Raw genomic sequence first — 8008 nt, forward strand, 5'->3', positions numbered from 1 at the left:
CGAAATGAGAAAAGATTTTTCCGATTTCCTAAAACTACCCCCGCCCCCTGAAGGGGTGATCAAAAAGTCCCCTTTAGGGGATTTAGGGGTGATTTTGATGAATTTCCTTAGAAGGCAAAATCTTTTCTCGGACACCAATAAAAGGAAATAATAGTAATTGAAAGTCATGGTTTTTTTGACGCACAGAATTTGTTAATATTGTTCCACATATGAAACCAATCAAAATAGCTCTTTTATCTTATTTGGTGCTTTTCTTTTCCTGTCAGCAAAAAACGACAAAGCCAAACTTTATTATTTTCCTCGTTGACGACCTGGGTTGGATGGATGTGGGGTATATGGGCAGCAAGTATTATGAGACTCCCAATATAGACCAAATGGCCAAAGAGGGTATGGTATTTACCAATGCCTATGCCAATTCGCCGAATTGTGCACCTACAAGAGCCAGTCTGATGAGTGGTATGTATGCGCCTAGACATGGTGTATATACGGTAGGCAATCCGGCAAGGGGAAAATCAGAAAATCGTATATTGATTCCATTTCCCAATAAGACAGAATTGGCTGGCAGCTTCGTTACCTTGGCTGAAGCCCTCAAAGAAAATGGATACACCAACGCCCATGTAGGTAAATGGCATTTAGGCGAAGATGAGGAAACATCTCCGAAAGCCCAGGGGTTTGATGTGAATATTGGTGGGAATCATTCAGGACATCCCAAAACATACTTTAGTCCTTATAAAAACCCTGATTTGACTGATGGAATGGACGGAGAATACCTGACTGACCGGCTGACAGATGAAGCCCTTAGATTCGTAGAGCAAAACAAGGACAATCCGTTCTTTTTATATTTCGCTCATTATGCCGTTCATACTCCAATACAGGCAAAGGAGGAAATCACTGCCAGGTATGCAAATAAAGAAGGCTCTAATGGACAAGACAATCCAAAATATGCGGCTATGGTGGAAAGCACTGACCAAAGCTTGGGTCGGGTATTGGAGAAACTTCGTGAACTGGATTTAGATGAAAATACGATGGTGCTGTTTTTTTCAGACAATGGTGGACATGGAGTTGTCACTTCTCAATATCCATTAAAGGGTTCGAAAGGAATGCTGTATGAAGGAGGCTTTCGTGAGCCTATGATAGCCTGGTGGCCTGGGAAAATCAAAGCAGGTGCTACAAACGATGAAGTGGTTATGGGTTTTGATTTTTATCCTACATTGGTAGAATTGGCGGGAGGGACGTCTGAAAAATACAATACCGATGGGCAGAGTATTGTGCCACTTATTTTGAATCAGGGAAGTTGGAATAGAGAGACAGTGTTTTGGCATTTTCCGGCATATTTGGAAGGAAACAAAGGAATTAAAAATCCTGAAGATTTAGTGAGAGGGTGGAGAGCCGTTCCTTCAGGAGCTATTCGCAAAGGAGACTGGAAGCTGATTGAGGATTTCGAAGATGGCAGTTTGAAACTCTTTAATCTTGCGGAAGATATTTCAGAAAAAAACAACCTTGTAGAAACAAATCCTGAAAAAACGGAAGAATTGTTGCGTGATATGAGACAGTGGAGAAAAGAGGTAAATGCGCCTGTACCAAGTGAAAGGAATCCTAGTTATCTAAACTAAGACATGTCAACAGGCAATGGCAATTAGTGCTTTATCCGAATAAAAAACGATCAAATTTTATATTACAAACAAACACGATGTTTCAAACTAGACATATTTTTAATGTCGCTATTGTAGCCATGACACTGCTGTCAACAGCATGTTTAGATTCAAAACCCGAAAAAAAGCCAAACATTATCTACATTCTGGCCGATGATCTTGGTTACGCCGAATTGGGAAGTTTTGGGCAGGAGCTGATTGAAACTCCAAATCTGGATGCACTTGCTGCGAGTGGCATGCGTTTTACACAACACTATTCTGGAGCTCCTGTGTGTGCTCCTTCACGGTGTGTATTGCTTACGGGTCAGCACACAGGGCATGCTTATATCCGTGGCAATGACGAGTGGGCAGAGCGTGGTGAAGTCTGGAATTTTGCAAAAGCAGTAGAAGATCCGAACCTGGAAGGCCAGAGGCCAATTCCTGATAGCATTCCCACAATCGGAAATATGTTACAAAAAGTCGGTTATAAAACGGCTATAGTCGGTAAATGGGGACTTGGTGCTCCATTGACGGATGGTATCCCCAACAACAGAGGGTTTGATTTTTTCTACGGGTACAACTGCCAGAGACAGGCGCATACTCTTTATCCAAAGCACCTATGGAAAAACAAGGAGAAAGTATGGCTGGACAATGAACTGATAGTACCAGGTACCAAGTTGGACAGTGCTGCTGATCCTTATGATTTGTCGAGTTATGCCAAATTTTTCCAAAAAGACTATGCTCCAAAATTGATGCAGGATGAGGTGCTGGGTTTTATTGATCAAAACAAAGACAATCCTTTCTTTATCTATTATGCTACTCCTTTGACTCATGCACCACTTCAGATACCACAGAGATACATAGATAAATATGTAAAGAAATTTGGCGATGAAGAGCCATACCTCGGTAAAAAAGGCTATTTCCCGAATCGTTATCCCCGAGCGGCTTACGCAGCAATGGTTTCATATCTGGACGATCAGGTAGGAGAAATAGTTCAGAGACTAAAAGACATAGGGCAATATGATAACACATTGATCATATTTACCAGCGACAATGGTCCTACCTACAATGGAGGAACTGATTCACCATTTTTTGACAGTGCAAAACCATTCAAAAGTGAATACGGATGGGCAAAAGGTTTCACCCATGAAGGAGGAGTGCGCATTCCAATGATTGCCAGTTGGAAAGGAAAAATAGCTCCTGGGTCAAGTAGTGATTTGATTTCTGCTTTTTGGGATGTATTACCAACTTTGGCAGAAGTAGCCGGGACAGATGCTCCCGAAAACATTGATGGCATTAGCTTTTTGCCTGAGTTGCTGGGACAAGAGGATCAAAAACAACATGAGTTCTTATACTGGGAATTTCCATCTTATGAAGGACAACAGGCAGTGCGTATGGGAGACTGGAAAGGGATCAGAAACAGGATTTTTAAAAGGAATATGGAAATAGAATTGTACAATCTCAAATCAGATCCAAGGGAGCAAAATGATGTTGCGGTTCAAAATCCGGAAATAGTGAAAAGTATAGCAGAATTGATGAAACAGGAACACACTTCTGCTTTAATTGATAGGTTTAAAATGGAAGAATTGGGTGATGTGAAAGCTAAAACCAATTGAGTTTTTATTCTAAATGTCACACTTTCTTGTCACCCCATATTTCAATGAATGTGTACATTTACGTGAAACAGTTAATGATTAGAAGTCTAACATGGAATATAAATTAGAAATTTGTGCCAATTCAGTTCAGTCCACAATTAATGCCCAAAAGGGTGGTGCAGACCGGGTAGAATTGTGCGACAATTTATGGGAAGGAGGAACTACACCGAGTGCAGCTACGATCAAGATTGTCAGGAAAAATATAGACATTGGACTTTTTGTGATCATTCGGCCAAGGGGAGGGGATTTTTTATATTCAGACCTGGAATTTGAAGTAATCAAAGAAGATATCCGCATCGCTAAAGAATTGGGAGCGGATGGAATAGTCTCAGGAATTTTGGATGCAGATGGAAATATAGATGTAGCCAGAATGAGTGAGTTGGTAGAGTTGTCTTACCCCTTGCAATTTACCTGTCACAGGGCATTTGATCTTACATCCGATCCATTCAAAGCATTGGAAGATGTGATTTCCTGCGGTGCAAAAAGAATACTTAGCTCTGGTTTGCAGAATTCTGTGCCATTAGGTAGGGATATGTTGCGTCAGTTGAATGAAAAAGCAGATGGACGAATCATCATTATGCCGGGTGGAGGAGTCAATGAAAACAATATTTTAGAGATAGTGGACGAAACAGGATGTAAAGAGTTTCACATGACAGGAAAAGTCGTAGTTGATGGCAATATGAAATTTCGTAACCACGACTTAAAAATCAACGGAGCACCTCAGATACCTGAATTTGGTATTGCTGTTTCAGATGTCGGAAAAATCAGGAAAGTAAGAGATGTGTTGAAATAAAATTCATTTTGTTTCTATCAAAGCAACATGTCCATTTTTATAAAACTACAAGATTAAAACACAGATGAAGAATTTATTACAAGGATTTTTAGTCTCCTTTTTATGTTTGGTTTTTGTCTTAAAAGTAGAGGCACAAACCAGACAACTCGAAGAGTGGTTGGAAGTAAAACGATCTATCAGGCCTGCACTTTCTGATCAGGAATTTTCTAGCGAATCATTGAATAAGAAACAGGCAAAAAAGGCTGTAGAACTGTTGGACAGAGACCAGAAATTCAAAATGATCCAATCTTATGGAGAGCAATGGATAGGAAGGGAAATAAGGTATGAAGAATACAAAATGCCATTTTTCTATAAAATATGGGGTGAAGAACCGGAAGACGGTAGAAGTCTGTTCCTTTCCATGCATGGCGGAGGAGGTGCTCCTGCATCAGTCAATGACAAGCAGTATGAAAATCAAAAAAAGCTATATGATGCTACAATGAAAAATATGGAAGGAGTCTATCTGGCAATGAGAGCCCCTACCGACACCTGGAATCTTTGGCATCAAGCCCATATTGACGAGTTTATCAATATCATCATACAACTGGCTGTTATTTACGAAAATGTAAACCCGAACAAAGTATATATCCTTGGCTATTCAGCTGGAGGAGATGGTGCTTTTCAACTTGCTCCCAGACTGGCAGATCGTTGGGCGGCAGCTTCCATGATGGCCGGACACCCGGGAGATGCTTCTGCACTAAATCTTAGAAATACACCATTTGCAGTGCAGGTAGGAGAGTTGGATTCTGCTTATAAAAGGAATCAACATGCTGCGGAATGGGAATTGATTCTCAAGAATCTGCATAAACAAGATTCTGCTGGTTATAAATATATGGTTAAGATTCCAAAAGGAAAAGGGCATTGGATGCAATTAGAAGATGCAGTGGCTTTGCCATGGATGCAGCAATTCATACGAAATCCTATCCCCAAAAAAGTAGTTTGGAGGCAGGACGATGTGATGCATAGTCGGTTTTATTGGTTGGAAGTACCTGAGTCATTTATGAAAAAAAATGGAGAAATAATAGCAGAATTTAATACTGAAACCAATGAAATCAATATTTTGGAGAATTATAGTGAGGAGTTGATTATCAGGTTGAATGATGACATGCTTAATCTGGACAAGCCCGTTACGGTAAAATTTAAAGGTAATCAAATATATAGAGGGACAGTACAACGAAATGTCCGGAACGTATGGAATTCACTTACATATAAAGGAGATGCCAATCTGGCTTTTAGTGCTTCCTTATCTATAGTCAACAACCAAAAGGTGTTAAACACCAAATATTAATATTGAATCAAAATTTATACTTATGAAATGCAACACCAGCTTACCGATTATCTTTTGTACTCTTTTTGTGTTACTATCCTGTAATTCCACTAAAAAAGAAACAACTGACCGAAAACCCAATGTGATAGTCATATTCATGGATGATCTGGGGTATGGAGATTTGGGCGTTTATGGTGCCACGGGATACGAAACTCCAAACCTGGACAAAATGGCCAGCCAAGGGATGCGATTTACCAACTTCTATGCAGCACAGGCTGTTTGCAGTGCTTCAAGGGCAGGTTTACTCACAGGCTGCTATCCAAATAGAATTGGCATAAGTGGTGCACTTTTCCCATACGCTAAAAAAGGAATTAATTCAAATGAAACTACCATAGCTGAAATGGTAAAGGATAATGGCTATGCTACTGCTATTTTTGGAAAATGGCATCTGGGTGATGTAAAAGAATTTTTACCCCTGCAACATGGCTTTGATGAATTTGCAGGCTTACCGTACTCAAACGACATGTGGCCAGTTGACTATGATGGCAACCCCATAACAGACACTACCAATTGGAGGTTTAAAAGGTTTCCTCCTTTGCCCTTTATTGAAGGCAATGAGGAAGTAAGGGTAATTGCTACTCTGGAGGATCAGGCACAGCTTACTACCACATATACAGAAAAAGCAGTTGATTTTATAAAAAGAAAAAAGGATGAACCCTTCTTTTTATATGTTCCCCATTCTATGCCTCATGTGCCTATTGCAGTATCAGATAAGTTTAAAGGAAAAAGTGAACAGGGGCTTTATGGAGATTTGATGATGGAATTGGATTGGTCAGTGGGTCAGATTCTTCAGGCATTGAAAGACAATGGAATAGAAGACAATACATTGGTGGTATATACCAGCGACAATGGTCCGTGGCTCAACTTTGGAAATCATGCAGGTTCAACAGGAGGACTGAGAGAAGGCAAAGGAACAAGCTGGGAAGGAGGCCAGAGAGAACCTTGCATCATGCAGTGGCCCGGAGTGATTCCAGAAGGAAAGATTTGTAATAATATAGCTTCTTCTATCGATCTCTTGCCAACTATTGCTGCGATTACTGAAAGTAAGTTGCCTGAACATAAGATTGATGGGGTAAACATATTATCCTTGCTCAAAGGAGAAAAGGATGCTGATCCAAGAGACCATTTGTACTATTATTATGGCCGAAATAATCTGGAGGGAGTACGAAAAGGAAAGTGGAAGCTGGTTTTTCCTCACAAACACCGGTCTTATAGAAACAACTTGCCGGGTAATGACGGACATGCAGGATCTACTACTCAGGTGTTCTTTGAAGAAACAGCTTTATACAACCTCAGGAGAGATCCGGGAGAAGACTATGATGTAAAAGAGCTGTATCCTGAAGTGGTAAAGGAACTTGAAATGCTGGCTGAGGTAGCCAGGCAGGATTTAGGGGATGATTTGACTGAAAGAAAGGGAGCGAATGTAAGGTCAGCAGGAATGTTGACGGAATAAAAATAAATAGATATGAAAAATAAAGTAACACATAGTATAGCTGTTATACTTATCATTTTTATGGGAATGAGTTGTTCTCAAAAAGAAAAACAGGAACAAGTACAAGTTAAACCCAAACCAAATATCATCCTTATAATGGCTGATGATCTGGGACAGGAGACTGTGAGTGCCTACGGTGGAGAGAGTTACAAAACGCCAAATCTGGATAAACTGGCTGCTGATGGGATGCAATTTGCAAACTGCTATTCTACTCCATTATGTACTCCGTCTCGTGTGCAACTGATGACCGGGAAATACAATTTTCGAAATTATATAGGATTTGGATTGCTCGATTCAAAGGAAAGGACATTTGGACATGCTATGAAGGAAGCCGGATACAAAACATGCATAGCCGGAAAGTGGCAACTGTATGGAAACAAAAAGCAGCAGGAACTGGCAGGAGGAAGAACAGGGTCTTTACCAGTACAAGCTGGGTTTGATACCTACAGATTGTGGCAGGTAAAAGACAGAGGATATCGGTACAAAGATCCTACATTGGAAACTTTCAAAGACGGACTGCAAACTTACAATGAAGAATATGGATCTGATAAATTTGTAGAGTTTATTGAGTCATTTATGACTGAAAATAAGGAGAATCCATTCCTTGTTTATTTTCCAATGTGTCTGGTGCATGATCCTTTTTTACCTACACCGGATTCTCCGGATTTTGAAGCTTATGATTCAAAAACGGGGCTTAACGATACTACATATTTTAAGGATATGATGGCTTATATGGACAAGCAGGTTGGGCGTATTGTTAGGAAAACGGATGAACTGGGAATAAGAGAAAATACATTGATTCTTTTCATTGGAGACAATGGTACAGATCGTGATGTTATTTCCAAATGGAAAGGACAAATGATAAAAGGGGAAAAGGGATATACTGTAGAAGCAGGCACTCACGTGCCTTTTATTGCGAACTGGAAAGGTACTATTGCTCCAAATCAGATGAATGAAAACCTGATTGATTTTACCGATTTCTTCCCTTCTTTACTAGAAGCGGCACAAGCTCAAAAACCTCAAAATCAAATCCTGGATGGCACCAGTTTTTACCCTCAACTTCTGGGCAAA

At 40.2% G+C, this 8008-nt stretch carries 6 protein-coding genes; all 6 read left to right on the forward strand.

Annotated features, from left to right (window positions below; all coding sequences use genetic code 11):
* The first annotated feature begins 209 nt into the window (after positions 1-209).
* A complete protein-coding gene (locus tag AAOP42_RS00035; RefSeq protein WP_349526404.1) occupies positions 210-1613 on the forward strand; it encodes a sulfatase in 1404 nt (467 codons plus the stop codon).
* A gap of 77 nt (positions 1614-1690) precedes the next feature.
* Complete coding sequence (locus AAOP42_RS00040; protein WP_349526405.1) at positions 1691-3247, forward strand: arylsulfatase; 1557 nt, start codon at positions 1691-1693, stop codon at positions 3245-3247.
* Positions 3248-3338: 91 nt separating this feature from the next.
* Positions 3339-4079, forward strand: a complete 741-nt coding sequence (locus AAOP42_RS00045) for a copper homeostasis protein CutC (protein ID WP_349526406.1) — start codon at positions 3339-3341, stop codon at positions 4077-4079.
* 64 nt (positions 4080-4143) lie between these two features.
* Positions 4144-5406: a hypothetical protein gene (locus AAOP42_RS00050; RefSeq protein ID WP_349526407.1), complete on the forward strand. Its 1263-nt coding sequence runs from the start codon at positions 4144-4146 to the stop codon at positions 5404-5406.
* A 22-nt stretch (positions 5407-5428) separates the two neighbouring features.
* Entirely contained in the window at positions 5429-6898 is a 1470-nt protein-coding gene (locus AAOP42_RS00055; protein WP_349526408.1) for a sulfatase family protein, read from the forward strand.
* Positions 6899-6910: 12 nt separating this feature from the next.
* Positions 6911-8008 (forward strand): sulfatase family protein (locus tag AAOP42_RS00060; RefSeq protein WP_349526409.1); only part of this gene is annotated, 1098 nt, incomplete at its 3' end.

The sequence above is a fragment of the Reichenbachiella sp. MALMAid0571 genome, assembly GCF_040151475.1.
Lineage (GTDB): Bacteria > Bacteroidota > Bacteroidia > Cytophagales > Cyclobacteriaceae > CAXBNB01.

Coding starts and splice junctions, on each gene's coding strand:
- AAOP42_RS00035 (WP_349526404.1), top strand. CDS start 210: ATGAAACCAATCAAAATAGCTCTTTTATCTTATTTGGTGCTTTTCTTT.
- AAOP42_RS00045 (WP_349526406.1), top strand. CDS start 3,339: ATGGAATATAAATTAGAAATTTGTGCCAATTCAGTTCAGTCCACAATT.
- AAOP42_RS00040 (WP_349526405.1), top strand. CDS start 1,691: ATGTTTCAAACTAGACATATTTTTAATGTCGCTATTGTAGCCATGACA.
- AAOP42_RS00055 (WP_349526408.1), top strand. CDS start 5,429: ATGAAATGCAACACCAGCTTACCGATTATCTTTTGTACTCTTTTTGTG.
- AAOP42_RS00050 (WP_349526407.1), top strand. CDS start 4,144: ATGAAGAATTTATTACAAGGATTTTTAGTCTCCTTTTTATGTTTGGTT.